Genomic DNA, 24,709 nt, shown 5'->3' on the forward strand with positions numbered 1-24,709 from the left:
TTAATCATATTCGCTTTAAAATAGGTATAAAGTAACTTGTTACTTTATACAATTGTTAACATCAATTTCCGATTCCGCCAGGACAAATTTTCCCTAGTTGTATGAATAAAGGTCTAAGGAATACGTTCTTTTTTTGAGAACAAGGTAAGGCTCGACCTTGGAGAGGTTTAGCTTCAAGTAGTTTAGCTTACAGCGTTGAGAGTGCACTCTCAAAACGTTGTCACGTTAAAAACTACTTGATGAATCTCGGTGAAATTTTTGACAAAGTCAATTTTATCGTGATTTATAACAAAAAAAAGAACGTGTTTATTAGTTCCCTACGGCGACGTTTCTTGCCATTTACAAAAAACATAGCCTTGGGTTCTTTCTCGGGAAAATATTGTATTTGATATGTTCGTAATCGAAAACTGGACACTTTTATTTTTAACTTTATAAAAAGTTAGTGAAAAATAAAACCGATGCTAACACGCTATATAATTATTGGTCCAAAACCTATTAGCCTGAATAAGGACCACTAACCATATAGCCAACGTTACCAACTATTTGAAAATGAACCTCAAAATGAATATTAAACCGAAACTAATTTATACTTTGCTAGCGCTTATAGTCTTTTCTTGTCAGGAAAAAGAAAAAATAATGTCCTCGTACAGTTTAAATAAAGCAGATGGATTATATAAACTCAAAGAAGAGCCATTTACAGGAAAAGTTTTAGACACTACAAATTCAGGTAGAGTGATTCTCACGTTTAATTGCATAAAAGGAAAATTAAATGGAAAGTATCTTGAATATTACGCAGAGAATGGCAACTTGAAACAGAAAAGCACTTATGAAAATGGAAATAAAACTGGGCCATATTTGAATTTAAAGAAAAATGGAGATACCATAACCTATGGTAACTTTTTGAATTATAAAAAAATGGTGTTTGGAAAGAATTTTACAGTAATGGTAATTTACAATCTGCAGGATTATATCAAAATAATTTGCAAAATGGCGAATGGAAATATTATTACTACAGTAGTAAAATTAAAGCTATTGGAAAGTACAAAAATGGTGATAAATCAAGATTGGGAACAACAAATATACCAATAAGTGGCAGATACGGAAAATGGCTTTTTTATTCAGAAGAAACTGGAAAAATTGAACAAAAATGTGAATTTGAAAATGGAATGAGGTCTGGACAATTAATTGCCTACCATCCGAATGGACAAATAGAAGCAAAAGGAACTTTCAAAAATGATGAATTTGATGGTATTTTTGAGACTTTTGATGAATCTGGAAAGCTGAAATCTAAAGAGGTTTGGGAAAATGGAAAAAAAATAAGTTCTGAATAAAAACAGTTGGTAACACCGTATATAATTTATTGCTAGTTATAGCCTACTTACGAAAATCCTCGCGGATTTTCTATTCGGTTTGTATTTGCTAAATTAGGTGCTTAAACCACGCAACAAACCATATACAACAACGTTGTAAAACATATGAAAAAAATAATACTACTTCTTATTTTAGCAGTTGGACTTTTAAGTTTTAATAGACCTAATAAAAATATAACTACTGAAAAACTCACTGAAGATCAATTAAATTTTATCAAAGAAAATTATAAATGGGATTCGGAAGAATTCCTATTTGTGAATTTCAGACAACCGGAAAGTAGTTGTCACTATGATAATTATCAAAATTTGAAAAATTCTTCGAAATGGTGGACTGAATTTTATTCAAAAATGGAACTACAAAACGTTAGGAACATTTTTGTATACTCTGATAAATTGAGAGCAAAAAAAGTTATTGATTCAAAGAATCATTTTGCAGATATTAATAATTTTTTCTTGAATCAAATCTTTTCTAATGACAAAACTTGTTATGGTATACTAATTATAAATAAAAAGGGAGAGTATCAAAAAAAGGCTGGTGAGTATATGCAAAAAGATATTGTCTATTTAATATCTCAATTTGATTAAATACGTGTTACAACACAGTATATAATTAATGGCTAGTTTTAGCTTACTTACGAAAATCCTCGCGGATTTTCTATCTGATGTTTATTTGCTAAATTAGGTGCTTGAACACGCCACTAATCATATACATAAACGTTAGCCACAAACTGGTACGATATATAAACACCGTTTACAGAGTTATAGAAACATCGTTTACACTTTTTAAGTTGCATTTGAAACCAAAATTTAGATGCTATGCCTTGGAAACAATAAACGATTATGGAACAAAAAAATGAATTCATCCATGAATGGCGAACTGGAAAATAAACCATTACAGAATTATGACAGAATTCAAGAATACCTAATTAAGAACAATCTAAAACTTACTAAAACAATTGATGCCAACGATGTAGAATACCAAATTATTGAAGTCATAAACCCGGCAAATAAAACATTTCGAATATGGATGGAAATTGATACATCAATATTGACAAAAAATAAAATTCAATATCAAAAGGAAATCGATTAGTGAATGAAAAATAAGAATCGCATTATTACACTCTGGCTTATTGGAAATATCTTCCTTTTAGTCAGATTCTTAATCGACCCATATCTAATTTTATGCGAACCTTGTATGTCTGGTTACACCTGCCCACCTTGCCGCACAGCGTTTGCCAACAATATTTGGATTTATTTCTTCATCTTTAATCTGTTGGTTGCCCTATTATTTTTAATTAGTAAGAAAAAATCAAAACCTAAATAATATTAATAATTTTGGAATAATCATTCCAAAATTACATATCTTTGCTTCGTGAATAAGAAAGAAGCCATATTATCATCTGCTCTTAAATTGCTTACCGAAAAAGGGGTACACAACACACCCATGTCTGCAATTGCGAAAGCTGCCGGCACTGGCATGGGAACTATTTATAATTACTTCCCAAATAAAGATATTCTTATAAATGAAATTTACATCAGCATCAAGAATAAAGAGAAAGAAATCTTTCTGGAATTCGATGTCGATCAACCTATAAAAACTCAATTTGAGACTTATTTTACCGCTATAATGGACTTTTTTATTGAAAATTCAGAGAGTTTTAAGTTTATGGAGCAGTTACAGGCTTCGCCCATAATTACGGAAGAAATACGAACGGAGGGTGCAAAAGCCATTACACCGGTAAAAGAGTTATTAATAAAAGGTAAGCAAGAACGTATTATCAAAGCTATTGAAGTTGATGAGTTATTGATGTTTATTGGTGGTGCCGTGTTATCGTATTTAAGATGGTATTTTAATCAGACAGAAATAAAAAAAACATCCCTTAAAAATCAAATACAATTGGTTTGGGACGGAATTAAAGCATAAAAAATTTACTCAATAATTGGAATGAACATTCACTCCAATAAAATTACAATTATGAAAAAAAACGTATTAATTACAGGAACATCAACAGGCGTAGGTTTTGAAAGCGCCATCTTATTTGCTAAAAATAATTTTAAAGTATACGCTAGTATGCGTAATCTTAAAAAAGCTGTTGAATTAGAGAAACGAATTGCAGAAGAAAACCTAGATATTGAGATTCTTTCTTTAGATGTAACAAAAATTGATTCTATTAATGCCGCTGTTAAGACTATTATTGAAAAAGATGGTAAAATAGATGTGCTTTATAATAATGCCGGTGCCGGTTTTGCAAAAACAACTGAACAAAGCACAGAGGCTGAGATTAGATGGGTTACCGATGTCAACTATTTAGGTGTAGTTTTCTGTACACAAGCGGTATTACCTTATATGAGAAAGCAAAAATCTGGTCAGATCATATCTATTACTTCCGTTGGTGGTTTGGTTGGTCAGCCTTTTAACGAACTGTATTGTGGTGCAAAATTTGCCGTTGAAGGTTTTATGGAAGGTCTTGCTACTTATGTAGGCGGCGCCTTTAATATTAAATTTACCTGTATTGAACCTGGCGGAATTTCAACTGAATTTATGACTTCTGCTATTGGTAAAACCGCTGTCGATGGTGAGTTCGCAACTGGTGAATACCTTCCGATTTTTGAAAGATATATGGCCGGGAATCAAAAAAGGGCACAAGAAAGTAAAGAACAAGTTTACCAGACTGGTTTAGAAGTAGCCACAGTTGCCTTAGAAGTAGCACAAAATGAACAGCCACCATTGCGTATTCGTACTTCTAAATGGGCAGAAGACTTTTGTAACTTAAAAACAAAAGCAGATCCAGATGGCACTAAACTGGTGCAACAAATTAGCAAGACTTTTTTATAATAGAATATCAAAACATGTCTGATTTATAGTATTACAAAATTTGAAGTGCTATTCACTAGTAATAATATAAATCAGTCTCTTTTCTGATAGATAAGTTGCTACAATAAACGCCAAGAGGTTCAAAGTGCTTAACTTTAAGGTACTAACCACAAGAAGGCAGTTACAATGAAAGATTATTTTAAGATTTTAGCGATACCAGTAATGCTATTCGTTTTTACAGCGTGCAAAGACATAAAATCGACAGCTACTACTGACGAAGTAACCATTTCGGTAAAAAAAGATCATTTTCTTTCTGGCGGATTGGCTGAACCCATATCCATTGTAAGCAGAGAACTTTCTGATGGCTCTACTGCCGATTGTTTTAAAATTGTGGTGACCTCAACCCCTACGGATCACGAAATGGGGCCTTGGTGTCCTGATAATATTTCTGATGATGCATCTGCCGGTGGTATTTGGTTAGAAGACGGAAAAGTATATGATGTAGATGGCACTTTTGTAAAGAACCTAAGTACCTTTTATGATGATGAAACTTGGATGATGTACGACAACGAAACTGGTGCGATTACTAAAACAAGTTCAAAACAAGAATGTGAAGATGCCGCAAACCCTAATGTTGGCGAAGAATATGAGAATTTTTGTGTAGAATGTTTACCATCATATTTGGGTGAAATAACGCACACCTATTACATACCTGTTACTCCTAAAAAAGCGGCTAAACCATATGCTTTTTCTAACGGACCAGGTGGCGGACCACCTCCTGGAGGCGGACCAGATGACGGACATGAAAGACCGGGACCACCACCAAATGGCGGACCTGAGGGTCCTGATAGACCTGATGGCGGCTCTACTATGCCATCGGACAGAGGCTTGGCTTTTAACGGTGTTATTTTTAACGCTCCGGCACCTGTAGATAACATTCTAGGTGCATATACTATTGCTCCTTTTGATGATGCAGGCGGACATATAAATTTAAACGCTGGCTACCATTACCATGCTGCAACAGGAGTTTCTAAAAAAATTGAACAGTCAGACAATCACGCCGCTATGATCGGTTATGCTTTCGATGGATACGGAATCTTCGGAAACACTAATGCAGAAGGAAAATCATATGAAGATTTAGATGAATCTCGTGGTCATTACGATGAAGTTAGAGGATACCATTATCATGTAGATAAAGCCGGAAACAATAACTTTATTGACGGCTTACGTGGTGAATATGCCTTATAAAAATACTGCACTAAAATTTTTACTTTTCAGTTTGCTATGGATCAGTACTACTGCACTTGCCCATAGCCCTGATTTTTCTAGTATTATCATCTCTAAAACAGAAAACGGACAAATTGTTTTACAAATAACCAGTTCTTTAACGGCATTTCAACAAGAAGTAAATTATGTAAACGGAGAAGGAGCCTATACATCTCCCGAAGAATTTCAAGACCTCGTACTTCAGCTATTCAAGTCTAGATTCTCTTTAATTCTTAACAACAATAACACCCTTGAGTTTAAGAATCTAAAAGTGCTTTTAGGTCATGAAACCAAAATAATTGCTGAAATAAGTAATCTTCCTGAAGAAGTAGACCACATCTATTTAAAGAATGTATTATTCAAAGATCTACACAATAGCCAATCTGTTGCTATCTTTTTATTGAATGGATTTCCAAAAGAAAAATTCACTTTACAACGCAATAACAAACACGAACTAAACATTATTTTAGAAGATGAAAATTGGTTTGTGCCAACAGCTAAAAGTGACCATACACCCTTGAAATATTTATCTTATCTTATTACTTTAATAATTGGCGGTCTGCTTCTCTTTTTATCTAAAAAATAAAAATATTAATAATGAAAAAACCAAACACAGCAATCTATATTGCTTTAGCCATCGTTGTAGTAGGGCTAGTCTTTCAATTTATGGAAATGGGAGTTTTTGGAGAAGACCCCATGCCTAAAGTCACCCAATTCAATCAGCTATTTTTCTGGACCGGAATCGCTGTTTGGGCTCTTGGATATATGCAGCAAGAAGCTGTAAAAAAGAAGGATAGCGAAAATGACCTATGAACTAAACAACAATCTAAATGGTCTGCTTGTTATGAACTACCACTGTAAAACAAACAAACCTTTCGCTATCCTCTTCTTAAAAATTTATTCTCGTTTACTTAAATAAACGAATAGAAGATTCTTTCAAATTTAACTTTGCCGGTTGCGGAAACTCAGCATGAACTATTAATACATTTTCATGATGCTGCTCTAGTTCACTCAATACCTTTCTGTTCAACAATAAAATAGTTGAATGACCGTAGTGATCTAATTTATCTAGAATAGTTTTTCCGTTAAACTCACATACCCAATGGGTTTCAGACATATTCTCTTCGTAAAACAATTCTAAAGTTGGTACTTGGTAATAATCATGCTCACCAATACCTTCTAAATCAAAAACTAAACGAAGCAATCCGCCTTCTAACGTTGCACCTTCATTAGAAATTCCTAATTCTTCAAAAGATAATTTTCCTGAAGTTGGTTCATTAAATTTTACTTTTATCTCTCCTTGATTTATTTCTACTTTGCTCATCTACGTTTGTTTTTATGATACCAACAAAGCTAGATTACACCGCTAATGTATACTATGATATTTATCAGGGTTGAAAAAAAATATGCTTAAAAACAAGTTTTACCTACAACGATACAAAGTGGTTACAATTAAGCCGTTTTCATCAGTAACAGACAGCAACACGCGCTCTTCAAGCACATTAAAACTAAATGGTGCCAACAAAAGATTGATACCACTCTGCTTTTTTAAACGAGTGCCTTGACCTGAGATAATATCTTTATTAGGCGTAAAATTACCTTTAGGTAGATGTTCTGTAACGATTACATATTTGTAGCTAGCTAACTTAGCCACCACTTGCTTTACCTCATCATTAGAGATATGCTGCAATACTTGTCTAATAATAGCACAATCTGCATTAGGCAGTGCGTCTTTGGCGATATCTAAACATTGAAATTCTAAATTTGAAGCTTGAAATTTCTCGCTGTTGCGCTCCATCAGTTCTGGAACAATATCTACAGCTATATAGTTCTTGGTGTACTGCACCAATTCTTTACCTACATTAAAATCTCCGCATCCTAAATCACATATTGAAATAGGGTTTTCGAAGGATGTTAAAAAAGCAATTAATGTATCGATATAAGGTTTTACAATTTCTGGCTTATGAGATCCTTCACCCGAGTAAAAATCTGAAGTACCACTACCCCACAGATTCTTTTCATAGACCTGCTGCATGGCATCTTTGGTAGGCCATGGTTTTTTATTTCGTTTCGATTTATTTTCTTTTTTATCCACCGGGACTCCTATTAAAAAAAAACACGCCATAAACATTCGTTTATGGCGTGTTAATATACTTTAAAATAGATGAATTCTTATTATTTCTGGGTTGCTATCCAAGCTTTTACCCTGCGCTCTAATAAATTTAAAGGCAAAGCACCGCCACCAAGAATAGTATCATGAAAGCCCTTAATATCAAATTTATCGCCTAACTCGGTCTCCGCCATTTTACGCAATTCTTGAATTTTAAGCATTCCTATTTTATAAGAAGTTGCTTGACCTGGCATTACCATATAACGCTGAACCTCTGCTACAATAGCACCTTGAGAAATAGAAGAATTCTCTGTGAAATATTTGATTGCATCGGCTTCTGTCCATCCTTTTGCATGTAAACCTGTATCTACTACCAAACGAATAGCTCTCCAAATTTCATTTACCAAACGACCAAAATCGTAATACGGATTCTGGTATCCGCCCATTTCTTTTGCCAATGCTTCTGAGTATAAGCCCCAACCTTCGCTGTAGACACTGAAACCTGCTTGAGTTCTAAACTTAGGTACCGCCTCTAATTCTTGTGCTATAGAAATTTGCATGTGGTGCCCTGGGTTACCTTCATGATACGCAACACCTTCCATCGTAGTTTTCGGCATCGCATTCATATCAGATAAATGTACATAATACGTACCTTTTCTAGAACCGTCGGGCGTACCAGCTGAATAGTGCTGTGGCGCACCATCTTGCTCACGAAATGCCTCAACCCTTTTTACCTGCAACTTTGCTTTTGGCAAAATACCAAAGTAGTCTGGTAACTTCTTCGTTAAATCATCTAAGTACTTTGTCGACTCATCTAAATAACCCTGTCTACCTTCGTCTGTATTCGGAAAAAAGAATTGTGGGTCTGTATTTACAAATTTGAAAAAAGCATTTAAATCGCCGTCAAAGCCTACCTTTTCTTTAATCGCCATCATTTCCCCCTTAATTCTAGCTACTTCTTGGAGTCCGATTTCATGGATCTCATCTGCCGTCATTCCGGTTGTTGTAAAGACCTTTAATCTGTAGTTATAAAAGTCTTTTCCGTTCTCATGACGGCTTACTCCCGTTGGGGTTTCTTCGGCATTATCTATTTCAGTTTCTAGCCAAGCTAAAAGCTTTTCATACGATGGTTTAAAATAATCATTAAGTACCTGTTCAGATTGCTCTTTAAGTGAAGTTGCTTCTTCTGCCGTTATCTCTTCTGATGCAAAAAGGGCATCAATTTTAGCATTCATATCATTTAATAGCGGAGTACCATCGCTTAATGATTTGGTTTGAGCGATAACCGTAGTAAATGAAAATTTTGGAGGAAGATTACCTGCCGTAGCTTGTTCTTTTGCTCTTACCACCAATTGATCAATACCTCTAGATGCCTCTTTTACTCTAGAGATATAGGCGTTCATATCTGACAGACTATCGACCTTATGAAAATTGATTAAATAACTTGGCAAACGCGTATGCATACCGCGCATTTGGTCAAAAACGTAATCTAAATTCTCAAACTTGGCACCTTCTTTTAATGTTTCGTATTGATAAACCCATAAATCGTAAGACGTTTTATCGGCGTCGTTTAGCTTATCGTAATCGAATTTCTCTTTCAATTCGTTGGTAGCTTCTGTGTACCACGCCAACTCTTTTTCTTCAGCTGCCTTACTTAAATCGTCAATTTTATCATATTGGTCTTTTCGACCTTGAGCGGTCAACCCTAACGGACTCATTTGTAACTGCTCTTCGTACTTATCATCGAACCATTTGTTCAATGCTACCGTTTGATCTACCTCAACCTTTGGTTCTTCTTTACAAGAAGAGAGTAGCAGAAAAGCTATAGAAAAGCTAGTTGCAATGCTCGTAGAAATAATTTTTTTCATGATAATTGATTTTAGATTTAGTTTGTTATAATTCTGCTGTTATAACCTACTGTTGAACAGCAGCTGGGGAAGGATTTAAAGATAATCAATTTGCCTTGAATTTAGACTTTATATTAAATCACCATCTACACAACCCATCTCTAAAAATCAGTTATTGAAATTTTTACCTCGTTTTAATAATAACACATCATTCATCTTAATAAAAAATCACTACCGTAACCTGAAAACATAAAATTGGTTTGCGTACAAATTTCCCTATTCATGGTTTTATCTAGACAGTTATACCCAGATATTGGTAGTGATTATATGTTATTGCAACTACGTAAATGCTATTTTCAAACCCATTAAAATAAATACTACAGCACCAATCTTATTCAACCAAATACCTGCATTGGGGTTATTCTTTATTTTCAAAGAAAACCCACTTGCGAATAACGCTATTAGAATACACCATGCAATACCGATCAAGGCATAAGTAAAACCCAAAAGCAAATATGGCACAGGATTGTTAATTTGTGTAGGAGTGATAAACTGCGGAAAGAATGCTATAAAGAATAATGCAACTTTCGGATTTAATGTATTTGTCAAAAAACCAGATAAAAAATCTTTTTTTGAATTTTGAATACCATTAATTTCTTCTTGTATTTGAAATGATCCGCCCCTTTTTCTTAAAGAAGTGATCCCTAGAAACAATAGATAGAAAGCACCTGAATACTTAATGATCAAAAAGGCATAAGGTGAACTTGCCAGTACTACAGATAGACCCAATGCAGCGAGTAACGTATGCGTTATTACCCCTGTATTTATGCCTAATGAAGCATACACTCCCGATTTTCTACCTTGACCAATTGACTTGTTTAATATAAAAATGGTATCTAAACCAGGTGTCATGACGAATAATAATGCCGTAATCATGAATGTGATAAAATTTTCTATACCCATAGTTTTATATTTTTTTAAAACCAAAGGACAAAGGAAAGATTTTACAACCTCTCAAAAAATACATATTTTTGATCAACTAATGCAAAAAACGCATTAATTATGACCATACAACAAATCAAGTATTTTCTAACTCTTGCTAACGAACTTCATTTCTGGAAGACTGCCGAGAAGATTTTTATTTCTCAATCGACATTAACTAGGCAAATAAAATCGCTAGAAGATGAGCTGAATGTTCAATTATTTGAACGAGATAAAAGGAATGTAAAATTGACCGATGCCGGTAAGTTTCTACAAGAAAAATGGGCAACTACCATAAATGAGCTTGACCATATACATAAACAGGCGAAAAAAATAGACCAGGGCACCTCTGGGTTCTTGTCAATATCTTACCCAGGATCGATCGCATTTAGCTATTTACCCCCTTTTTTAGAAAAATTGAACACTACGCTGCCCGATTTAAAATTAGAACTGACCGAGCCTACCGATGAAAATCACGAGAAATTGTTATTAGATTACGAAACTGATATCGCTTTTAATAGAGATGAAATAAAGAATACGCATATTGCCTCTCATAAACTATTTTCCGAATCCATTTGCATTGTAGTACCCACCAACCATTGGCTAACCGAAAAAAATCTTGGTAATTTTAATGACCTGAAAGATGAAAAATTTATTATTTCGGGACTCCACAGAAGTACCTACTTTCCGTCTCTTTTAAGAGATTTATTTAACAAGAACGGATTCGAACCTAAAACCGTTATAGAATCTGATTTTGGCGGAATGATTTTAAATCTCGTTGCCCAAGAGCTTGGTATTTCGATTTTACCGTACTCTTACACTTTCTCAAAAGCACAAAATGTGCGGTTTATTAAACTAAATGAAGAAATTGATCTGTTTATAAACTGGAGAAAAAGTGACCCTAATAGAACTACACAGAAAGTAATCGAACTTGCAAAAAATATTAATTACCAGAATCAACTATTAAATTAATTCTTGTAGAAAATATAAATCCATATTGACCGAGACAGTCTAAAGTTTAAGGTGCTCAACAAAATTGCTACACATGCTATTATAGCATACACCCTAACAGGTGATAAATCTACAAAGTGCCAGAAGAGTACTAAGCTTATGATCATTTGCGCCACCGATAATGCATAACTAACGAACATAGCACCAAAAAAGAAACCTGTCTCTTTTTCGAACTTGAAATCGCATTCGGTGCACCTTGGGTTCATTTTAGGCATTTTAAACAAAAATATATTTCCGCCCTCGCTAAAAACGTCTCCTTTTCTGCACTTAGGACACTTGCACTTTAATACATCTACAACTTTGCTCATAACTACGATTATAATACTGCAAAATTAAGACACAAAGTTTCCTGTTCAGTTATATTATAAGCTCCATTATTTGTACTTTTAAGACATTTTTATGAAAATACCCGCTTTAAATATTCAACAATTCTTAGACAAAAAGCCTCTAGACAGCTTGTATGTCAACTCTTTTGCTACTCATATTGTACTTAACCAAAATTTGATTAATAGACCACACAGCCATAATTTCTACTTGTGCGTTCTATTTACCAAAGGCATCGGCACCCATGAAATTGATTTTAACAGCTACACCATTGAACCTGGTATGGTTTTTTTCTTAAAACCGGGTCAAACACATTTCTGGAAGTTCGATACACAGCCCGAAGGTTACATTTTCTTTCATTCAAAAGAGTTTTATGAACTAAAGTATTTAGACCATACCTTGAGCTCTTTTCCGTTTTACTATTCAAATCAGAATCCGCCATTTCTACAACTATCCGAAGAAAAACTAGTGGATATCTCAATTCATTTTACCGAGCTTTTCAAAGAATACCGAGAAAACAATATGCTTCGTGAAGCTAAAATCACCAATCTTATCAATTACATTTATATAGAACTGACTCGGGTTTATACCGCAGATGTCACCATAGAAAAATTGGGATCGACTAGTTATGCTCAGATACTAGAGCAACTAGAAACGTTAATCAACATTCATTTTTACAGTCAAAAGCTACCTAAATTTTACGCGTCGCAACTAAATATCACTACAAAACACCTGAACAGAGTGGTGCAAAAAACTATTAACAAAACCACTAGCCAATTAATCTCTGAACGCATATTACTTGAAGCAAAAAGATTAATTGTACATTCTAGCGATAATTTAGCTGGTATTGCAAATACACTTGAGTTTTCTGATTATGCTTATTTTTCAAAATTTTTTAAATCTAAAATAGGAATGACACCAATGGAATTTAGAAAAATGTATTTTCACTAAATCAATAATTACTAAAATTGGGTATTATCATGAACCTAGAAAAAAACAAAGAAAATGCCATTGCTTTTTACAAAACAGCTTATTTAGGGCAACCAAAACTGGCTATAGAGAAATATGTAGGTAACGAATATATTCAGCACAACCCAGCAGTGGCGAACGGTATACAAGGGTTCATCGATTACTTTGAACGTATGCAAAAAGAATACCCACAGAAATCTATTGAATTTGTGCGCAGTATTGCAGAAGGCGACCTTGTTGCCTTACACACGCACCAAACATGGCCTGGCAACGACCAATATATTACTATGGATTTTTTTAGGTTTGATGACAACGGTAAAATTTGCGAACACTGGGATTCTATTCAGCAAATTCCCGGAAAGTCCGAAAACTCTAATACCATGTATTAATTTTAATATCAACTAAAAGCAACACTCATGCAAAACATCAAAATTCAAGGTATAAACTGGGACGCCAAGTCCTCTTTTCAACAAGGTCCGGCGAAGGCTCCTAACTTAATCAGAAAAGCACTGTACAGCGATTCGATGAACCTATGTACCGAATTCGGGGTATCAATTGAAAACGATGCGGTAACCGATAAAGGTGATTTCAACATAAATGAGTATTTTGACATTACTGATATTACGAGAAAGAATATTGAATCTGGTGCTAAACTACTTTCATTAGGTGGTGATCATTCGGTTACCTTCCCCATTATAAAAGCCTTACATGAGCATTACCCAAAACTAGATATTCTACATATCGATGCCCATGCAGATCTGTATCATGATTATGAAGGCGACCCTTATTCTCACGCATGCCCTTTTGCACGTATTATGGAAAACGGTTTCGCCGTAAAATTGGTTCAAGTTGGGATAAGAACTCTGAATCCGCATCAGGCTGCACAAGCAAAAAAGTATAATGTAGACGTTCATGAAATGCGGAACCTTGACCTAAATAACATTCCGAAATTTGAGAACCCGTTGTATATTTCTTTAGATATGGACGGCTTTGACCCTGCCTTTGCACCGGGAGTTTCTCATCTTGAGCCAGGCGGACTCACATCGCGTCAAGTTTTAGATTTAATTCATAGTATTGATACCGAAGTAGTAGGTGCGGATATCGTTGAATATAACCCTGATCGCGATTTTCATGACATGACCGCTTATTTGGCGGCAAAAATGATGAAAGAACTTATCGGTAAAATGATGGAACGTTAAATCATATTTCAATAAAAACCATTAAATTGACCTTTTACTAAACTCAAAACCCTAATGCCGTTTTCCTTTAAAAATTTTATGAAACTCCACAGGGTTTCCTTGATATTGGCGGTATTGAGTGTTGTATTCTATTACACCTTTGCATATCACTTGCAGCGAACAGATTTCATAAAGCTGCTAACACTCTTTGTTGCACTTTTCTTTTTCTGTTTTAAACTTATACAGTTCGAAAAACTCAACTTTAGATTTCTACTTGGTATAGGAATCATTTTTAGACTCATTTTTCTATGTGCAGAACCTAATCTTTCTCAAGATTTTTATCGTTTTATTTGGGACGGTCATTTGGTATCTAGTGGTGCCAACCCCTATTTACACACCCCAGACCAATTAATGGAAAACATGGTATCTATGATACCGAATGCCAACACTCTTTATGAAGGTATGGGCAGTTTAAGTGCACGCCACTATAGTAATTACCCACCTTTAAATCAGCTGTTATTCGCCCTAGCAGCGCTTATCGGCGGCAAAAGTATGTTCGGCTCGTTAGTAGTTATGAGGGCGATAATTATTCTTGCCGATATTGGTATATTTTATTTCGGCAGAAAACTGCTAAAAAACCTAAACAGATCTCCGCATTTAATATTCTGGTACTTTTTAAATCCGCTTGTAATTGTAGAGCTTACCGGTAATCTTCATTTCGAAGGGGTTATGCTATTTTTCTTCATCCTATCCATGTTTCTATTATCTATTGATAAATGGAAAACTGCAGGTGTGATTATGGCATGCTCGATTTCAATAAAACTGGTACCGCTATTATTCTTACCACTTTTCTTTAAGTACTTAGGATGGAAAAAAAGTATCATTTTCTATGCTATCATCGGCATAACGTCTATTTTTCTTTTTCTACCATTTAATACTCCCGAGTTTATTGATAACTATTCCAAAACCTTAAAGCTTTGGTTCTCAAATTTTGAATTCAATGCTAGCATCTATAATATCGCTAAAAAAACTGCCATACATTTTGATGCAAAACCGTGGGAGTTCATTAAAGAATATGGCAAAATTACACCGCTACTAACCATAGTCACTGTAAGTCTATTTACATTTTTACCAAAAAGATATGACTTAAACAGAGTGCTTTGGTCTATGATGTGGGTTTTGACTATTTATTACTTTATGTCTACTACCGTGCACCCTTGGTATGGCATATTTCTAGTTCTGCTTTCTGTTTTTACTACGTATAGATATGCTATCATTTGGTCTGCAGCCATTATATTGAGCTACTTCGCTTATTCTCAGGCAGATTTTAAAGAAAACCTATGGCTTCTTGCCATTGAATATATTGCAGTGTACGGTTTCATTATTTACGAAATTGTTGCACATAATAACAAAAAGTGAGGTTTTTGTAAAAATTATACTCTTGGGGATGTCAAATAAATATAATTTGTACATTTACCCTATAATGAACGAAGAAATCTACTTTTTATATAGTACCGTGAGCCCAGTTGCTCTTGCGCGTCCGTTCACATCTCGCCGTCGTCGCCCGTAAGGGTAAGATATAATTATGGAATTAGGTGAGTCCATTTCCGCACAGCAAATCAAAACTTTTTTTACACTTTTAAATCTATCTGGCAATGAACTTAATTGTTGCTAACGAATCACATTTTAAATACGCTCAGGATATCTGCGATACCATAGCTGAATCTGCTAAAGTTCGTGGAACCGGTATTGCAAAACGTACCCCTGAATATATTCAAAGAAAACTATCTAACGGCAATGCTATTTTAGCTTTGGACGGAGATAAATTTGCAGGCTTCTGCTACATTGAAGTTTGGGGGCACGAGAAATTTGTTGCCAACTCCGGACTCATAGTTCACCCAGATTACAGAGGTCAGGGACTTGCGAAAAGCATAAAAGCCAAGATTTTTGAACTTAGTAGACAGAAATTTCCAGATGCTAAAATATTTGGAATTACCACAGGCTTAGCTGTTATGAAAATTAACTACGAGCTTGGTTACAAACCTGTTACGTTTTCAGAACTAACCGATGATCCAGAATTTTGGAAAGGTTGTCAAACTTGTAAGAACTTCGACATTCTTACTAGAACAGAGCAAAAAATGTGCTTATGCACAGGCATGCTATACGATGGCAACAATAAGAAAAAAACTGAGGAAATTAAACCGGTAAATAGCAAAGCTTTTACAAGATTAAAAAGCATTAAAGAGAGTTTGTTTCTTAAAAAGAAAGAAGAAAATAAAAGTTAGCGTATAGAGTATAGAGTATAGAGTATAGAGTATAGAGTATAGAGTATAGAGTATAGAGTATAGAGTATAGAGTATAGAAAATTAAAAAAAATGAACTGGACAATGAAGGTTTTCAACATTCTTATCTCTTCTTTTTTCTAACATCTCTTCTCTAATTTCTATTATCTCTTTTCTTTCAAACTAAAACAATAATTACCCGTCATCACGGGATTTGAACATATTACAATGAAAAAATTAGTACTAGCATACAGTGGCGGATTAGATACCTCTTACTGTGCAAAACATTTATCAAAAGACAAAGGATTCGAAGTTCATGCCGTAAGTGTAAATACTGGCGGATTCTCATCTGACGAAATAAAAGAAATCGAGAAGAAAGCGATTGAGTTAGGTGCAACTTCGTATACTTCTATTGATGCCGTACAGACATTTTATGACAAAGTAGTAAAATACCTAATATTCGGTAATGTACTAAAAAATAACACCTACCCGCTTTCGGTGAGCGCCGAACGTATTGTACAGGCAATCGAGATTGTTAACTACGCCAAAAAAGTAGGCGCTGGTTTCATCGCTCACGGTAGCACCGGTGCAGGTAACGATCAAGTACGTTTCGATATGATTTTTCAAATCATTGCACCAGAAATTGAAATCATCACCCCTATTAGAGATAATAAACTAGCAAGGGAGGAAGAGATTGCATACCTGAAAGAAAACGGAGTAGATTACCCTTGGGAGAAAGCAAAATACTCTGTAAATAGAGGTCTTTGGGGAACATCGGTTGGTGGTGAAGAAACTTTGACTTCTGAAAAAGCATTGCCAGACAGTGCTTACCCAAGCCAGTTACAAGAAAAGAACCCAACCGATGTAAAACTTACTTTCGAAAAAGGTGAGTTGGTTGCTATCGACGGTAAAAAAGATAACCCAGTTGCAAATATTGAAAAGTTAGAGGCATTAGCTTCTAAGTATGCTATTGGCAGAGATATTCATGTTGGTGACACTATAATTGGTACTAAAGGTAGGGTTGGTTTTGAGGCTCCTGCATCATTAATTATTATAAAAGCACACCATTTGCTAGAAAAGCATACGCTTACAAAATGGCAGCAATATCAAAAAGAACAACAAGGTAATTTCTACGGAATGTTATTGCATGAGGGTAATTACCTAGATCCTGTAATGAGAAATATAGAAACTTTCTTGACAGACACACAAAAAATGGTTTCTGGTGATGTTTTCGTTGGCTTGTATCCTTTTCAGTTCAGGTTGCATGGCATTTCATCTAAACATGATTTAATGACCGATGCTTTCGGTAAATATGGTGAAGTAAACAAAGGTTGGACGGCAGATGATGCGAAAGGATTTATTAAAATTCTATCAAATCCAGGAAAAATATATAACCATGTGAATGGTGATAATTAGGGGTTAGGAATTAGGAGTTAGGAGTTAGGAGTTAGGAGTTAGGAGTTAGGAGTTAGGAAAATGTAGTATTAAGTAATGAGTACAAAGTATTAAGTAAAAAAGTTCAAGGCAAGCCTCTGAGCATTTAAATTTAGATTATTGAGTAAACCAAGTACTTCGTACTTATTACTTAATACTTCGTACTAATTACGAAAAAATAAAATTATGATTAAAGCAGGTATTATTGGTGGTTCTGGTTATACGGGCGGGGAGCTTATTCGAATTCTATTGAATCATCCGGCAACGGAAATAGATTTTGTTTTCAGTACTACTAGAGCTGGCAAAAAGGTAACTACGGCGCATCCTGATTTACTAGGTACTACAGACCTTGAATTTACAGGTGATGTGAACCTAGATGTGAATGTGGTTTTTCTATGCTTAGGTCATGGTAATTCTACCGAATTTTTAAAAGAACATCATTTTTCTGAAGATACTGTTATCATTGATTTAAGCAATGACTTTAGATTACATGCCGATGCTGATTTTGATGGAAAACAGTTTGTATATGGATTACCAGAATTGAACAAAAGTGACATAGAAAATGCCCATTATATTGCCAACCCAGGTTGTTTTGCAACGGCTATTCAATTAGCACTGTTACCGCTGGCCAAGGCAAATCTATTAAAGAACGAAGTACATATTAATGCCGTAACCGGCAGTACAGGGGCAGGCGTTAGTCCGTCGCCTACTTCGCATTTTTCATGGAGAAATAATAATGTAAGCTGGTACAAGCCTTTTACCCATCAACATTTAGGTGAAATTAACGAGAGCCTACATTCACTTCAAGAAAATACGGGCAACTTATTTTTTATGCCGAATAGGGGGAATTTCACCCGCGGAATTTTAGCTACATCATATACCAAATTTGATGGCAGCTTAGCCGATGCTAAGAAAATCTATCAGGAATTTTATAAGGATGCTGTTTTTACCCAAATTTCCGAAGAGCCTATTAATTTAAAGCAAGTAGTGAATACCAATCAGTGTCACATTCATCTACACAAACATGAAGATGTATTGCTGATTACTTCTGCCATTGATAATTTGTTGAAAGGAGCATCTGGACAAGCGGTACAGAACATGAATTTAATATTCGGATTAGAAGAAAATCTAGGTTTGAACCTAAAGGCAGGTGTCTTTTAGATATAAAAATAAAAAGTGCTATGCATTTAGTACAAGTAAAAAATAAAACATGAAAATAGCAATCATAGGCGCAGGTAATTTAGGACTTTCCATTGCAAACGGAATTCTGAACAGTAACGGTGCCACCACCATGTACCTTACTAAACGAGACACAAAATCTATTATCGATTTTGAGAAACACAATAAGGTGACTGTAACCAATGATAATCGTTTGGCTATACAAAATTCAGACATTCTAATATTTGCCGTCCAACCCGTTCATTTTGCCGCAATTCTAGAAGATGTAAAAGATTTACTTACTGAAAACCATGTTATTATTTCAACAATAACCGGTTTTGGAATCGACAAAATAGAAGCGGTTATCGGCAAAGACAATTATATTGTTAGAAGCATGCCCAATACCGCTATTTCTGTTGGTAAATCTATGACCTGTATCTGCAGTAATGAAAAAGGTAAAAAACGTATCGACCTAACAAAAGCTATCTTCAACAGAATGGGTCATTGTATGGAGATACCTGAGAATCAAATGCAAGCAGCAACCGTTATTTGCGCCAGTGGTATTGCCTTTTGGATGCGTTTAATTCGCGCTACAACACAAGGTGCCATTCAGTTAGGTTTTGATGCTCAAGAGGCGCAAGAATTAGCTATGCACACGTGCAACGGTGCAGCGAACTTACTTATTGAATCGGGCAATCATCCAGAACAAGAGATTGATCGAGTAACGACACCAATGGGATGCACTATTACGGGTCTAAACGAAATGGAACACCAAGGTTTAAGCTCATCATTAATACGTGGTATTATTGCCTCATACGATAAGATTACCGAATTTAAAACGAAATAAAATACCAGTGTACAATTAGTTCTTATAGAACTTGAATCTTTTGAATTATGAAATTATTCGACGTTTACCCACTATATAATGTTACACCTGTTTCTGCAAAAGGTATTGTGGTTACGGATGACAAAGGTCAAGATTACTTAGATTTTTATGGCGGTCATGCCGTAATATCAATTGGTCATACGCACCCACATTATGTAAAGCGCTTGAAAGATCAATTAGATAAAATCGGATTTTATAGCAATGCAGTTCAAAATCCGCTTCAAGAAGAGCTTGCTGAAAAACTAGGGGTTATTTCTGGTTGCGAGGCGTATAATCTGTTTATGTGTAACTCAGGCGCCGAAGCCAATGAAAATGCACTTAAAATGGCATCATTCGCCACCGGAAAATCGAAAATAATTGCCTTCAACAACGGATTTCATGGTCGCACCTCTGCTGCTGTAGCGGCAACCGACAATCCGTCTATAAACGCAGAAATAAATCAACAACATGAGGTCGTTTTTCTTGACCTGAACGATGCAAAGGGTTTTGAAAGGGAAATTTCTAAAAATGTATGTGCTGTAATCATAGAATCTATTCAAGGCGTTGGTGGATTAGATGAACCCAACACAGAATTTTTACATAAAGTAGCAGCATTATGTAAAGAAAATGATGCTTTATTGATTGCCGATGAAGTACAATGCGGATTTGGTAGAAGTGGTAAATTCTTTGGATTTCAACATCATAACATACAACCTGACATTATCAGTATTGCAAAAGGTATGGGTAACGGCTTCCCCGTTGGTGGTGTTCTTATTCATGAAGATATTAAAGCAAAATACGGAATGTTAGGTACCACTTTTGGCGGTAACCATTTAGCTTGCGTAGCCACATTGGCTGTTTTAGAAGTCATTGAGAAAGAGAACCTAATGGCAAATGCCGAAGAGCTGGGTATGTATTTCAATGAAAAGGCAAAAGAAATTCCGCAAGTAAAAAGAGTAAAAGGTAGGGGATTGATGTTGGGTCTAGAGTTCGATTTTCAGGTAGCTGATTTACGCAAAAAACTTATTTATGACCACCACCTTTTTACCGGAGGCGCAAAAGACAAAACGGTACTTAGAATTTTACCGGCATTGAATATCACCAAACAAGATTTAGACGTGTTTTTCACAGCTCTTAAGACTGCTTTATCATGATAAAAACGCTCGACTTAGCAAAAAGAAATGCCGTATTAAAACGGATGGCAGAATTGGTTCTACAAGAAGAATCAATTTTAATGTCTGCCAATGAAAAAGATTTAAACTCTTTCGAATCTGATGATATCGCAATGATCGACCGCTTAAAGGTGGATAAAGATAAGGTTAGAGAAATGGTTTCTTCCTTGAAAAAATTAGCTGTATTAGCCGATCCGTTACATGTAGAACGTTTTCAATTTACCCATGATAACGGGCTAGAAATCAGCAATAAAACGGCTCCCTTCGGTACTATTATGATTATCTATGAATCTAGGCCAGATGTCACTATTGAAGCTGCCGGTATTGCTTTTAAATCTGGAAACAAAATTTTATTAAAGGGAGGCAAAGAATCATTGAACTCCAATTTGGTTTTAGTCAATTTATGGCATAAAGCTTTAGAGTCCTGTGACTGTTCTGAAGATTGGATTACCTATCTCAATTATTCGCGAGAAGAAACCCAACAGTTTCTTGAAAATCCGACTCAAAAACTAGATTTAATTGTTCCGCGTGGTGGTGAAAAATTGATTGCTTTTGTAAAGCAACATGCGCAATGCCCTGTAATTGTAAGTGGTCGTGGAAACAACTTTGTATATGTTTCGCATGAAGCAAATCTGCAAATGGCTTTAGATATCATTGTCAATGCAAAGACCACAAAAATATCGGCGTGTAATGCTGTTGACAAAGTAATTATCTCAAGAGATTTACCACGTAAAATGGAGTTTCTAAATCATTTGATCAAAACCCTTAAAAAACACAATGTAGAAATTTTAACCGATGCAAAACTAGCCGGATTAGAAGGCACTTCTCAGATGGAAGATGAATCTGTTTGGTTTGAAGAGTTTCTAGATTATAAAATTGTCATCGGGCAAGTGCCAGATGTTGAAGAGGCCATACAGCACATTAACACCTATGGTGGTGGTCACTCAGCTGCCATCATTACCAAAGACGAAGAAGAAGCTGAAATTTTTATGCAGTCCGTTGATACTGCGGCTGTGTATCATAACGCATCTACCCGTTTTACCGATGGTGGGCAATTTGGACTTGGTGGTGAATTAGCTATCAGTACCGATAAATTACACCAGCGAGGCCCTATTGGGCTGCAACACCTCGTGACCAATAAGTGGTATGTAAAAGGGAATGGACAGATTAGATAGTTAGGAATTAGGAGTTAGGAGTTAGGAGTTAGGAGTTAGGAGTTAGGAGTTAGGAGTTAGGAGTTAGGAAAAATAAAAGCTTGACCTGACAAAATTGAATTAGAATGCTGAAAAAGAGAATTTTATTAAAATTAGGATCTAATACTTTAACGAAGGATACCGACCACATCTCTCGTGGTAAAATTGAAGATATTGGTAGGCAAATAGCAGCCTTAAAAGATCAATATGAATTCATTATCGTGAGTTCTGGTGCTATTGCCGCAGCGAAACAATTTGTAAAACTGGAGCATAATGGTGAAGAAATCAATGTAAAACAAGCATTGGCATCTATTGGTCAGCCACACTTAATGCGTATTTTTCAAGAGAATTTTAGAGAATTAGGCCTTTTTACATCACAGTGTTTACTATCGTATTCCGACTTTGAAAAAGAGCAAACTAGAGTGAATATTAAAAACACGATAAACGTTCTGGTCGCTAACAATTTCATTCCTATTATCAATGAAAATGATACTGTGGCCACCGATGAAATTAAGTTTGGTGACAATGATAAATTAGCAGGTTTAACCGCGTCTCTTTTATCCGCAGATATACTAATAATAGCCACAAATACGGACGGTATCTATACCAAAGCATCGCTATCGTCGGCAAAACCTACCACTATCGAACAGGTGACCGACCTTAGTGAATTACAAAAAGAAATTGGGGAATCTAAATCGAGCCATGGCACCGGCGGAATGCAGTCTAAGATAGATGCTGCAACTATCGCACAAAAAGCAGGGATTGAAACTTGGATCACCAATGGCTTAACCGATAATTTCATTACCGACGCCATGAATAACAAAAGTACTTTTACAAAAATTAAAGCATCATGAATTACCTTTCCATAAACGATATCGACTCTTTATCTACCTGGGTAAAAGAAGCTATTGCATTAAAAAAACAACCTAAAAAATTTAAAACTTTAGGTAACGATAAAACCATAGGGCTCCTATTTTTCAACAACTCGCTTCGTACGCGTTTAAGCACTCAAAAAGCGGCCATGAATTTAGGTATGGAAGTTATTGTCATGAACTTTGGCAGTGAAGGTTGGGCTTTAGAATATGTCGATGGCACTATTATGGATCAAGGCACCTCTGAGCATATAAAAGAAGCTGCACAGGTAATTTCTCAGTATTGCGATATCATAGCCATACGTGCATTTGCAGGCTTGGTTGACAAAGAATTAGATGAAGCAGAAGAAGTTTTAAACGGATTTAAAACCTATGCTTCTGTACCTATCGTAAATATGGAGAGCTCAGTTGGGCACCCCTTACAGGCACTAACCGATGCCATTACTTTAGAAGAACATAATTTTAAGAATAACCCAAAAGTAGTTTTGTCATGGGCGCCACACCCAAGGGCTTTACCGCACGCGGTTGCCAATTCATTTATACAGATGATGCAAAAGCAGAATGCTGAATTTGTAATTACGCATCCTGAGGGTTATGAGCTAGATCCTAACATTACTAAAGATTCTAAAATTGAATACAATCAAGAAAAGGCTTTAGAAAATGCCGATTTTGTGTATGTGAAAAACTGGAGTAGCTATACCGATTATGGTCAAATAAAATCACAAGATCCTAATTGGCAAATGACCCTTAAGAAATTAGGAAAAGCTAAGTTTATGCACTGCCTTCCTGTACGTAGAAATGTTGTAGTTGCCGACGAAGTTTTAGATAGTGAGCAATCTTTGGTTATTGAACAAGCGAATAACAGAACGTATGCCGCTCAATTGGTTCTAAAGAAAATACTGGAAAGCAATGAAAATTAGTAAATGGATTTATATTGGTATCGCACTTTTTGCACTCATTTTATTTGTGGCAAATATGGTCGATATCGACCATAGCACCGCACATTGGAAAACCTATATGGGACCCGTTAGTAACATAATTCTTATTGTTGCCATGGTTCTCATGTTCAAATTTTCTGAAAATGAAAAATAAACTAAGCGTAGTAAAAATTGGCGGTAATGTCATTGAAGATGAAAAGGCTCTAGCTATTTTTCTTACTGCATTTGCCAAACTAGAAGGATTAAAAATATTAGTTCATGGTGGTGGTAAATTAGCTACTCAACTCGCAACTAAGTTAGGTATTGAATCTAAAATGATAGACGGTAGGCGTATTACCGATGCTGAAACTGTCGATATTATTACCATGGTTTATGGCGGCTTGGCAAACAAGAAAATCGTTGCCCAGCTTCAAGCAAAAAATATAAATGCAATTGGTTTAAGTGGTGCCGATGGTGATAGCATACAGGCACACAAAAGACCTGTAAAAGAAATTGATTACGGATTCGTAGGTGATATTGATGGTGTAAATTCTGATTTAATTAGCAATCTTTTATCCATCAACCTTACTCCTATTTTTTGTGCATTATCGCACGATGGCGCAGGGCAATTACTGAATACGAATGCAGATACCATTGCTTCTGAAATTGCAATTGGTATGGCATCAACCTATGAAACTACTCTTTATTACTGCTTTGAAAAAAAGGGTGTTTTACTAGATATTTCCGATGATAATAGTGTTGTAAAAAATATCAATACAGACACATATAAAGAGCTATTATCAGAAGGGGTAATAGCTGACGGCATGTTGCCTAAACTCCATAATTGCTTTCATGCCTTGAACAATACTGTTGAAAAAGTATGTTTGGGAGATGTAACTATGTTAGGTAAAAACACCGAACTGTTCACTACGTTAACCTTATAAT

28 protein-coding genes and 1 pseudogene are annotated in these 24,709 nt (G+C 35.4%); 24 read left to right on the plus strand and 5 right to left on the minus strand.

Annotated features, from left to right (window positions below):
* Nucleotides 1-941 precede the first annotated feature (941 nt).
* From CLV90_RS19605 to CLV90_RS14470, 9 genes and pseudogenes are all read left to right on the plus strand, one after another.
* Nucleotides 942-1,019: pseudogene (locus CLV90_RS19605) on the plus strand (hypothetical protein); the annotation flags it as partial.
* A gap of 45 nt (nt 1,020-1,064) precedes the next feature.
* Nucleotides 1,065-1,331, plus strand: a complete 267-nt coding sequence (locus tag CLV90_RS14435; RefSeq protein WP_166638596.1) for a toxin-antitoxin system YwqK family antitoxin — start codon at nt 1,065-1,067, stop codon at nt 1,329-1,331.
* A 144-nt stretch (nt 1,332-1,475) separates the two neighbouring features.
* The gene (locus CLV90_RS14440) at nt 1,476-1,955 is read left to right on the plus strand and encodes a hypothetical protein (RefSeq protein WP_133688209.1); all 480 of its coding nucleotides are present in this window, start codon (nt 1,476-1,478) and stop codon (nt 1,953-1,955) included.
* 268 nt (nt 1,956-2,223) lie between these two features.
* Complete coding sequence (locus tag CLV90_RS14445; RefSeq protein WP_133688210.1) at nt 2,224-2,460, plus strand: hypothetical protein; 237 nt, start codon at nt 2,224-2,226, stop codon at nt 2,458-2,460.
* A 282-nt stretch (nt 2,461-2,742) separates the two neighbouring features.
* Nucleotides 2,743-3,294 carry a TetR/AcrR family transcriptional regulator gene (locus CLV90_RS14450; RefSeq protein WP_133688211.1) on the plus strand — a complete coding sequence of 184 codons (552 nt, stop codon included), beginning with the start codon at nt 2,743-2,745 and terminating at the stop codon, nt 3,292-3,294.
* Between the two features lie 51 nt (nt 3,295-3,345).
* A complete protein-coding gene (locus CLV90_RS14455; RefSeq protein WP_133688212.1) occupies nt 3,346-4,206 on the plus strand; it encodes an SDR family oxidoreductase in 861 nt (286 codons plus the stop codon).
* Nucleotides 4,207-4,371: 165 nt separating this feature from the next.
* On the plus strand, nt 4,372-5,433 hold the full coding sequence (locus CLV90_RS14460; protein WP_133688213.1) for a YHYH protein: 1,062 nt from the start codon (nt 4,372-4,374) through the stop codon (nt 5,431-5,433).
* Nucleotides 5,423-6,037: a hypothetical protein gene (locus CLV90_RS14465; protein WP_133688214.1), complete on the plus strand. Its 615-nt coding sequence runs from the start codon at nt 5,423-5,425 to the stop codon at nt 6,035-6,037. The genes CLV90_RS14460 and CLV90_RS14465 overlap by 11 nt, the downstream gene beginning before the upstream one ends.
* An 11-nt stretch (nt 6,038-6,048) precedes the next feature.
* Complete coding sequence (locus CLV90_RS14470) at nt 6,049-6,264, plus strand: hypothetical protein (RefSeq protein ID WP_133688215.1); 216 nt, start codon at nt 6,049-6,051, stop codon at nt 6,262-6,264.
* Between the two features lie 94 nt (nt 6,265-6,358).
* Here the strand turns inward: CLV90_RS14470 and CLV90_RS14475 are convergent, their stop codons facing one another.
* The 4 genes from CLV90_RS14475 to CLV90_RS14490 form a co-directional block, all read right to left on the minus strand.
* Nucleotides 6,359-6,775: a hypothetical protein gene (locus CLV90_RS14475; protein ID WP_133688216.1), complete on the minus strand. Its 417-nt coding sequence runs from the start codon at nt 6,773-6,775 to the stop codon at nt 6,359-6,361.
* 99 nt (nt 6,776-6,874) lie between these two features.
* Nucleotides 6,875-7,486 carry a class I SAM-dependent methyltransferase gene (locus CLV90_RS14480; RefSeq protein ID WP_407943384.1) on the minus strand — a complete coding sequence of 204 codons (612 nt, stop codon included), beginning with the start codon at nt 7,484-7,486 and terminating at the stop codon, nt 6,875-6,877.
* Between the two features lie 140 nt (nt 7,487-7,626).
* Complete coding sequence (locus tag CLV90_RS14485) at nt 7,627-9,429, minus strand: DUF885 domain-containing protein (RefSeq protein WP_133688218.1); 1,803 nt, start codon at nt 9,427-9,429, stop codon at nt 7,627-7,629.
* Nucleotides 9,430-9,747: 318 nt separating this feature from the next.
* Entirely contained in the window at nt 9,748-10,371 is a 624-nt protein-coding gene (locus CLV90_RS14490; RefSeq protein WP_133688219.1) for a LysE family translocator, read from the minus strand.
* Between the two features lie 99 nt (nt 10,372-10,470).
* Here CLV90_RS14490 and CLV90_RS14495 point away from each other — a divergent pair, with 99 nt between their 5' ends.
* Nucleotides 10,471-11,361: a LysR family transcriptional regulator gene (locus tag CLV90_RS14495; protein ID WP_133688220.1), complete on the plus strand. Its 891-nt coding sequence runs from the start codon at nt 10,471-10,473 to the stop codon at nt 11,359-11,361.
* On the opposite strand, the gene CLV90_RS14500 is transcribed toward CLV90_RS14495, so the two are convergent.
* Entirely contained in the window at nt 11,358-11,708 is a 351-nt protein-coding gene (locus tag CLV90_RS14500; protein ID WP_133688221.1) for a DUF983 domain-containing protein, read from the minus strand. The genes CLV90_RS14495 and CLV90_RS14500 overlap by 4 nt on opposite strands.
* Nucleotides 11,709-11,799: 91 nt before the next feature.
* Between CLV90_RS14500 and CLV90_RS14505 the strand changes: the two genes are divergently transcribed.
* The 14 genes from CLV90_RS14505 to argB all read left to right on the plus strand — a co-directional run bounded on the left by CLV90_RS14505 (nt 11,800) and on the right by argB (nt 24,708).
* Nucleotides 11,800-12,675 carry an AraC family transcriptional regulator gene (locus CLV90_RS14505; RefSeq protein WP_133688222.1) on the plus strand — a complete coding sequence of 292 codons (876 nt, stop codon included), beginning with the start codon at nt 11,800-11,802 and terminating at the stop codon, nt 12,673-12,675.
* A 29-nt stretch (nt 12,676-12,704) separates the two neighbouring features.
* Complete coding sequence (locus CLV90_RS14510) at nt 12,705-13,082, plus strand: nuclear transport factor 2 family protein (protein WP_133688223.1); 378 nt, start codon at nt 12,705-12,707, stop codon at nt 13,080-13,082.
* A gap of 27 nt (nt 13,083-13,109) precedes the next feature.
* On the plus strand, nt 13,110-13,892 hold the full coding sequence (speB, locus tag CLV90_RS14515; RefSeq protein WP_133688224.1) for an agmatinase: 783 nt from the start codon (nt 13,110-13,112) through the stop codon (nt 13,890-13,892).
* 78 nt (nt 13,893-13,970) lie between these two features.
* On the plus strand, nt 13,971-15,290 hold the full coding sequence (locus tag CLV90_RS14520) for a glycosyltransferase 87 family protein (protein WP_243835458.1): 1,320 nt from the start codon (nt 13,971-13,973) through the stop codon (nt 15,288-15,290).
* A 236-nt stretch (nt 15,291-15,526) separates the two neighbouring features.
* Nucleotides 15,527-16,156: a GNAT family N-acetyltransferase gene (locus CLV90_RS14525; protein WP_133688226.1), complete on the plus strand. Its 630-nt coding sequence runs from the start codon at nt 15,527-15,529 to the stop codon at nt 16,154-16,156.
* A gap of 225 nt (nt 16,157-16,381) precedes the next feature.
* Nucleotides 16,382-17,569 carry an argininosuccinate synthase gene (gene argG, locus CLV90_RS14530; protein ID WP_133688227.1) on the plus strand — a complete coding sequence of 396 codons (1,188 nt, stop codon included), beginning with the start codon at nt 16,382-16,384 and terminating at the stop codon, nt 17,567-17,569.
* A 204-nt stretch (nt 17,570-17,773) separates the two neighbouring features.
* The gene (gene argC / locus CLV90_RS14535) at nt 17,774-18,748 is read left to right on the plus strand and encodes an N-acetyl-gamma-glutamyl-phosphate reductase (protein WP_133688228.1); all 975 of its coding nucleotides are present in this window, start codon (nt 17,774-17,776) and stop codon (nt 18,746-18,748) included.
* Between the two features lie 49 nt (nt 18,749-18,797).
* Nucleotides 18,798-19,592, plus strand: a complete 795-nt coding sequence (proC, locus tag CLV90_RS14540; protein ID WP_133688229.1) for a pyrroline-5-carboxylate reductase — start codon at nt 18,798-18,800, stop codon at nt 19,590-19,592.
* 47 nt (nt 19,593-19,639) lie between these two features.
* Nucleotides 19,640-20,764, plus strand: coding sequence for an aspartate aminotransferase family protein (locus CLV90_RS14545; RefSeq protein WP_133688230.1), 1,125 nt, complete (start codon nt 19,640-19,642; stop codon nt 20,762-20,764).
* The gene (locus tag CLV90_RS14550; RefSeq protein WP_208295135.1) at nt 20,761-21,957 is read left to right on the plus strand and encodes a glutamate-5-semialdehyde dehydrogenase; all 1,197 of its coding nucleotides are present in this window, start codon (nt 20,761-20,763) and stop codon (nt 21,955-21,957) included. The genes CLV90_RS14545 and CLV90_RS14550 overlap by 4 nt, the downstream gene beginning before the upstream one ends.
* Before the next feature lie 104 nt (nt 21,958-22,061).
* Nucleotides 22,062-22,829: a glutamate 5-kinase gene (gene proB, locus CLV90_RS14555; RefSeq protein WP_133688231.1), complete on the plus strand. Its 768-nt coding sequence runs from the start codon at nt 22,062-22,064 to the stop codon at nt 22,827-22,829.
* Nucleotides 22,826-23,767: a Rossmann-fold NAD(P)-binding domain-containing protein gene (locus CLV90_RS14560; protein WP_166638597.1), complete on the plus strand. Its 942-nt coding sequence runs from the start codon at nt 22,826-22,828 to the stop codon at nt 23,765-23,767. The genes proB and CLV90_RS14560 overlap by 4 nt, the downstream gene beginning before the upstream one ends.
* Nucleotides 23,757-23,939: a hypothetical protein gene (locus CLV90_RS14565; protein ID WP_133688233.1), complete on the plus strand. Its 183-nt coding sequence runs from the start codon at nt 23,757-23,759 to the stop codon at nt 23,937-23,939. The genes CLV90_RS14560 and CLV90_RS14565 overlap by 11 nt, the downstream gene beginning before the upstream one ends.
* Nucleotides 23,929-24,708, plus strand: coding sequence for an acetylglutamate kinase (gene argB / locus CLV90_RS14570; protein ID WP_133688234.1), 780 nt, complete (start codon nt 23,929-23,931; stop codon nt 24,706-24,708). Before CLV90_RS14565 ends, argB begins: the two co-directional genes overlap by 11 nt.
* The last annotated feature ends 1 nt before the right edge of the window (nt 24,709 follow it).

It is taken from the genome of Maribacter spongiicola (assembly GCF_004364165.1).
Classification (GTDB): Bacteria; Bacteroidota; Bacteroidia; order Flavobacteriales; family Flavobacteriaceae; genus Maribacter; species Maribacter spongiicola.

What these genes read in the sequence shown, in the direction of transcription:
- CLV90_RS14440 (WP_133688209.1), top strand. Translation starts at nt 1,476, where the DNA reads ATGAAAAAAATAATACTACTTCTTATTTTAGCAGTTGGACTTTTAAGT.
- CLV90_RS14445 (WP_133688210.1), top strand. Translation starts at nt 2,224, where the DNA reads ATGAATTCATCCATGAATGGCGAACTGGAAAATAAACCATTACAGAAT.
- CLV90_RS14455 (WP_133688212.1), top strand. Translation starts at nt 3,346, where the DNA reads ATGAAAAAAAACGTATTAATTACAGGAACATCAACAGGCGTAGGTTTT.
- CLV90_RS14460 (WP_133688213.1), top strand. Translation starts at nt 4,372, where the DNA reads ATGAAAGATTATTTTAAGATTTTAGCGATACCAGTAATGCTATTCGTT.
- CLV90_RS14465 (WP_133688214.1), top strand. Translation starts at nt 5,423, where the DNA reads ATGCCTTATAAAAATACTGCACTAAAATTTTTACTTTTCAGTTTGCTA.
- CLV90_RS14470 (WP_133688215.1), top strand. Translation starts at nt 6,049, where the DNA reads ATGAAAAAACCAAACACAGCAATCTATATTGCTTTAGCCATCGTTGTA.
- CLV90_RS14475 (WP_133688216.1), bottom strand. Translation starts at nt 6,775, where the DNA reads ATGAGCAAAGTAGAAATAAATCAAGGAGAGATAAAAGTAAAATTTAAT.
- CLV90_RS14480 (WP_407943384.1), bottom strand. Translation starts at nt 7,486, where the DNA reads ATGCAGCAGGTCTATGAAAAGAATCTGTGGGGTAGTGGTACTTCAGAT.
- CLV90_RS14485 (WP_133688218.1), bottom strand. Translation starts at nt 9,429, where the DNA reads ATGAAAAAAATTATTTCTACGAGCATTGCAACTAGCTTTTCTATAGCT.
- CLV90_RS14490 (WP_133688219.1), bottom strand. Translation starts at nt 10,371, where the DNA reads ATGGGTATAGAAAATTTTATCACATTCATGATTACGGCATTATTATTC.
- CLV90_RS14495 (WP_133688220.1), top strand. Translation starts at nt 10,471, where the DNA reads ATGACCATACAACAAATCAAGTATTTTCTAACTCTTGCTAACGAACTT.
- CLV90_RS14500 (WP_133688221.1), bottom strand. Translation starts at nt 11,708, where the DNA reads ATGAGCAAAGTTGTAGATGTATTAAAGTGCAAGTGTCCTAAGTGCAGA.
- CLV90_RS14505 (WP_133688222.1), top strand. Translation starts at nt 11,800, where the DNA reads ATGAAAATACCCGCTTTAAATATTCAACAATTCTTAGACAAAAAGCCT.
- CLV90_RS14510 (WP_133688223.1), top strand. Translation starts at nt 12,705, where the DNA reads ATGAACCTAGAAAAAAACAAAGAAAATGCCATTGCTTTTTACAAAACA.
- speB (WP_133688224.1), top strand. Translation starts at nt 13,110, where the DNA reads ATGCAAAACATCAAAATTCAAGGTATAAACTGGGACGCCAAGTCCTCT.
- CLV90_RS14520 (WP_243835458.1), top strand. Translation starts at nt 13,971, where the DNA reads ATGAAACTCCACAGGGTTTCCTTGATATTGGCGGTATTGAGTGTTGTA.
- CLV90_RS14525 (WP_133688226.1), top strand. Translation starts at nt 15,527, where the DNA reads ATGAACTTAATTGTTGCTAACGAATCACATTTTAAATACGCTCAGGAT.
- argG (WP_133688227.1), top strand. Translation starts at nt 16,382, where the DNA reads ATGAAAAAATTAGTACTAGCATACAGTGGCGGATTAGATACCTCTTAC.
- argC (WP_133688228.1), top strand. Translation starts at nt 17,774, where the DNA reads ATGATTAAAGCAGGTATTATTGGTGGTTCTGGTTATACGGGCGGGGAG.
- proC (WP_133688229.1), top strand. Translation starts at nt 18,798, where the DNA reads ATGAAAATAGCAATCATAGGCGCAGGTAATTTAGGACTTTCCATTGCA.
- CLV90_RS14545 (WP_133688230.1), top strand. Translation starts at nt 19,640, where the DNA reads ATGAAATTATTCGACGTTTACCCACTATATAATGTTACACCTGTTTCT.
- CLV90_RS14550 (WP_208295135.1), top strand. Translation starts at nt 20,761, where the DNA reads ATGATAAAAACGCTCGACTTAGCAAAAAGAAATGCCGTATTAAAACGG.
- proB (WP_133688231.1), top strand. Translation starts at nt 22,062, where the DNA reads ATGCTGAAAAAGAGAATTTTATTAAAATTAGGATCTAATACTTTAACG.
- CLV90_RS14560 (WP_166638597.1), top strand. Translation starts at nt 22,826, where the DNA reads ATGAATTACCTTTCCATAAACGATATCGACTCTTTATCTACCTGGGTA.
- CLV90_RS14565 (WP_133688233.1), top strand. Translation starts at nt 23,757, where the DNA reads ATGAAAATTAGTAAATGGATTTATATTGGTATCGCACTTTTTGCACTC.
- argB (WP_133688234.1), top strand. Translation starts at nt 23,929, where the DNA reads ATGAAAAATAAACTAAGCGTAGTAAAAATTGGCGGTAATGTCATTGAA.